The sequence below is a fragment of the Pedobacter sp. 10L46_2 genome, from assembly GCF_056395165.1.
Genome location: NZ_JBFTIZ010000383.1, coordinates 1 through 4,215, shown reverse-complemented (window position 1 = coordinate 4,215; position 4,215 = coordinate 1). Strand labels below are relative to the sequence as shown.

Below are 4,215 nucleotides of genomic sequence, written 5' to 3'. Positions count from 1 at the left end.
GTATGTACCATTGGCTCTACCAGCTTTATCAAGAAAAATGGAAAGGTTCCCGTCAGTACTGTATTTCCATATTTTATCATTGGGTTGATCTGTGAAAAACACATTTCCATTTTTATCAACAGAGCAACCCTCCGTAAAACTAAAATCAGATGATATAAGTTTAGCATCGTCTGCCGCAAATAGATTACTTGGATGTGAGGTTAAGTTTTGTGCGAATAAATAAGGTGATGAAACGGAGAGGAGAATGGCAAGGATACCAAGACGTTTAATTTTCATGTTCATTTGGTTTGTGTGTTGATAAAATGTACAAGATAATGAAATGTGCTGAAATAATATGACCGTGGAGTAAAATGTATAAATTTGAGACCATTTACCATTACCATATGTATATATCTAAGCAAAATCTGACAACAGATGAAAATGAAATCATTGAATTTATTACCCAATATAGCTTTGCTGCTATTGTAACCTCGAACAACGATCGTCCTAATGCGAGCCATTTACCTTTTGTAATAGAGAAAAGAGGAGATAAAACTATTTTGATAGGCCATTTTGCAAAAGCTAATCCGCAATGGAAAGAGTTATTGAATAATGAGGTGCTGGTGGTGTTTTCAGAGCCACATGCGTATATCTCGCCGAAGCTTTATGATAAAGAGTTAAATGTGCCTACCTGGAATTACATAGCGGTCCACGCTTATGGCAAAGCACGTATTCTAAGTGAAACCACCCATATGCTTGAAGTTATGGAAAAATCAATAAATGCTTTTGAAGCTGATTATATGACTCAATGGAATAAGCTGCCTGAAGAGTATAAATTGAAAATGCTAAACGGAATTGTGGCTTTTGAAATTGAAGTTTCTTCGTTTGAGGCCAGTAAGAAATTAAGCCAAAATAAAACAAGTGCTGAGCAGCATAGAATTATTGAATCTTTGAGTAGAAGTGAGCATGATGTTGAAAGACAGATTGGGATATATATGAAGAAAGAAATAAAAGATTTATAAGTTTACTTATATCTTTTACCTATTGAATTTTAAAATATTTGTAGAAATGCAAAAAACAAATAAGAATTGGATTTTACTTGTTTTTGGTATAATAATGAACAATTCTTTTGAGACAAACGCTCAACAGATACTACCAATCAACGAAAAATCATATACCGACAGTTTGCAATCCATTTTGCAATCGAAACAATCTGATAGCATCAAAGCCAGAACCAGCTATTTATTATCGGATTATTGGCGATCAAAAGATACCGTTAAGAGTAAAGAATATTTAATAAAAGGGAAGGCAATGGGAAGTAAATATCCATTGGTTAAGGCGCTTTACCCATTTTATGAAGGTCAGTATTACTTTACACGTAATACTTCAAAAGCCGCTGAGGCTTTTATGAATGCCGAGAAAGAATTAGCTGCTTTTAAAGATAAAGAAGTTTACAAGTTCAGATCTGCAGCATGGTATAATTATGCCATAATGAAGAAAACTGAAAAGGGCGATGCTTTTGTAATTGATATCGCAATTAACAAAGCAATACCCTTGTCTGAAAAAGCAGGTGATGCTGAAAAAACCGCCCACTATTATTCGCAATTGGGTACGCTATTAATGTATAATGGCCAGTTTGAAAAAGCTGAAATTTATAATAATAAAGCAATTAGCTTATTGGAAAGTAAATATCCAAATTCATCAATTTTACTGCACGCTTATTTAGCTGCAACCAGCAATTACTGTTATCAGGAGAAAAAAACTGAAGCAAAAAAAGTACTTGACAAGGCAGGTGAAATGTTGAAGGGATACCCTAAATCCATTAACTATCCGAATTATTACTATAACGAAGCAATTTACCTAACCTTAACAAACCAGTTTGACAAGGCGCTGATGAGTCTTGACAAAGGTATACCGTTAGCAAAAGAATACAACCAGACTATGCTTTGGCAGATGCTTGTTTTCAGGAAATATGAGGTATTTGTTAGATTAAAAGAATTTAAGAAAGCTAAAGAGGTTTTATTAGGGCTATTGAGGGAAGGCCCGCTTGCGGCGGATGTAAACAGTAGAAAAGCTATTTACGATCAGTTGGCTAAAACCAACGCAAGCATGGGACTAATGGAAGAGGCTTATAAATGGTCTACTGCTTATAGCAAAACAAGTGACAGTCTGAATGATAGTAAACTAAAGGAAAATATTAATGCCCTGGAGGCTAAATTCAGAAATGCCGAAAATCAAAAGATGATTACTCAACTCGAAGCCGAAAATCAAAAGGCTGCGTTGTCGGCAAAAAACACCAGGCTTGCCAATTGGTTACTTGGTGGTGCGGTTATATTCCTGATCGCGATTGCAATTTTTATTTTGTACTACTATAGAAATAAAGCAAAGCTAATATCAACCAACGCGATGCTGGAAGGGGAGGAAAGAGAGCGAACAAGAGTAGCAAGGGATTTGCACGACGGCTTAGGAGGGATGCTTGCTGGTGTAAAAATTAACCTTTCCGGCTGGGCAGAGAATCAGGGCGCTAATATTAATAATGTTGAATTAGATCGAATCATTGGTCAACYTGACAACTCTGTGAAAGAACTAAGGCACATAGCCAGAAATATGATGCCCGAAACGCTCTTAAAGTTCGGTTTGGAAACAGCGTTGAAAGATTTGTGTGAGTCGGTAATGACAAACGATATTAAAATCAGCTTCCAGGCTTTAAGTGTTAAAGAGAAGATCTCTACTAAAACGCAGCTCACTATATATAGAATAGTGCAGGAGTTACTATCTAATGCAATTCGCCACGCAAAGGCAAAAAATATTATAGTTCAATGTAGTCAGAATGAGAATTCTTTTTATATAACAATAGAAGATGACGGGACTGGCTTTGATCCGACAATTGCGGGCAGAACAAAAAGCATGGGATTGCTGAATATCAGAAATAGGATAGCCTTGCTTAAAGGAAAAATGAATATAGAATCTATAATTGACGAGGGTACGGTAGTTAATGTGGAATTGAATTCAAGTAGTATAAAATAAAAAATCCATCGCATAATGTTGCGATGGATATACCGAGCGTTTTATTTAGAAATAGTTTTGGCTTAGATAAATGGAAAGGTTACACTGCCGGAAATGATTTCATTTCCAGAAAACACCTCTGATTTAACCACTTTGTCATCCACCAATACTTCAACCTTAACCGTACCTGCAGCATAGGATGTTACTCCAACGTTAGCTCCATCCCCCATATTAACAGTTCTTTTGAATTTTTTTGTAAAAGGAATGGGTGAATCCGACAATACTGTGTGACCGCCGGTTTCATTAGTATAAGAAATGTTTATTTTAGCCAATCCAGAAGTTGTTGTTACCCTGTACTCGATCGTTACTTCTTTGGGATAACTGCTTGACTGATCAGGACCATCCTTGTCTTTTCCGCATGATGCGAACATGACTACCGCTACTAGCATAGTCACAATTTTAAGCGTCGATTTTTTTAATGATAAAATTTTCATAGGTATTAGATTTAAATTTTCTACCGCAAAAATATTTTATGTTTTCAAGGAAGACAATCCCGTTAAACATTGTTGTCCAAGGCCTCCAAATGATACTTACCAATAATAGTGATATCAATGTAACAGGCTGTTTTACATCAGGCAGCGATTTTATTGAGTTTTTAAAGAACAACGAAGTTGATATAGTATTACTGGACATCATGCTTCCCGACAGTAATGGGATGGATGTATGTAAAGAAATAAAAAGTGTATCTCCTAATACGTGTGTTTTGGCTTTGAGTAATCACAGCGAACGAAGTATAGTAATGCAAATGCTCCAAAATGGAGCAAGCGGGTATTTACTGAAAAATGTTTCGGTGCAAGAATTGACTAATTGTATTTACGAAGCTCTTAATGGAGAAGTGGCCTTTAGCAAGGCTGTAAAAGAAATTCTAGCTCGTCCGTCTGCCAATGATCTGAAAGGAATACCCCAACTCACTAAAAGAGAAAAAGAAGTATTACAACTAATAGCCGAAGGAAAAACAACGGCATTAATGGCGAAACACCTTTTCGTGAGCCCGTTAACAATAGAGACCCACAGAAGAAATCTGCTGCAAAAATTTGAAGTCAAGAATGTGGCTTCATTAATAAAAATTGCAGCAGATCAGGGGCTTCTTAAGTCTATTGGTTAGTTTTTTGATGAACTAATATTAGTCTATGTATGTTGACAATAGATTTTTTATCATCAGGCTTGAAA

4 protein-coding genes and 1 pseudogene are annotated in these 4,215 nt (G+C 35.9%); 3 read left to right on the top strand and 2 right to left on the bottom strand.

Translation table 11 applies throughout. The features are described from left to right. Positions 1-276, bottom strand: a pseudogene (locus tag AC1DDX_RS25405) (SMP-30/gluconolactonase/LRE family protein); the annotation flags it as partial. A gap of 107 nt (positions 277-383) precedes the next feature. On the opposite strand from AC1DDX_RS25405, the gene AC1DDX_RS25400 reads away from it, so the two are divergent. Both AC1DDX_RS25400 and AC1DDX_RS25395 read left to right on the top strand, forming a co-directional pair. Continuing rightward, entirely contained in the window at positions 384-1,001 is a 618-nt protein-coding gene (locus AC1DDX_RS25400) for an FMN-binding negative transcriptional regulator (protein ID WP_172662465.1), read from the top strand. Positions 1,002-1,047: 46 nt separating this feature from the next. Next, positions 1,048-3,006: an ATP-binding protein gene (locus tag AC1DDX_RS25395; RefSeq protein ID WP_477622822.1), complete on the top strand. Its 1,959-nt coding sequence runs from the start codon at positions 1,048-1,050 to the stop codon at positions 3,004-3,006. A gap of 62 nt (positions 3,007-3,068) precedes the next feature. Here the strand turns inward: AC1DDX_RS25395 and AC1DDX_RS25390 are convergent, their stop codons facing one another. Further along, a complete protein-coding gene (locus tag AC1DDX_RS25390; RefSeq protein WP_172662467.1) occupies positions 3,069-3,479 on the bottom strand; it encodes a hypothetical protein in 411 nt (136 codons plus the stop codon). Between the two features lie 38 nt (positions 3,480-3,517). On the opposite strand from AC1DDX_RS25390, the gene AC1DDX_RS25385 reads away from it, so the two are divergent. Beyond that, a complete protein-coding gene (locus AC1DDX_RS25385; protein ID WP_477622821.1) occupies positions 3,518-4,150 on the top strand; it encodes a response regulator transcription factor in 633 nt (210 codons plus the stop codon). The last annotated feature ends 65 nt before the right edge of the window (positions 4,151-4,215 follow it).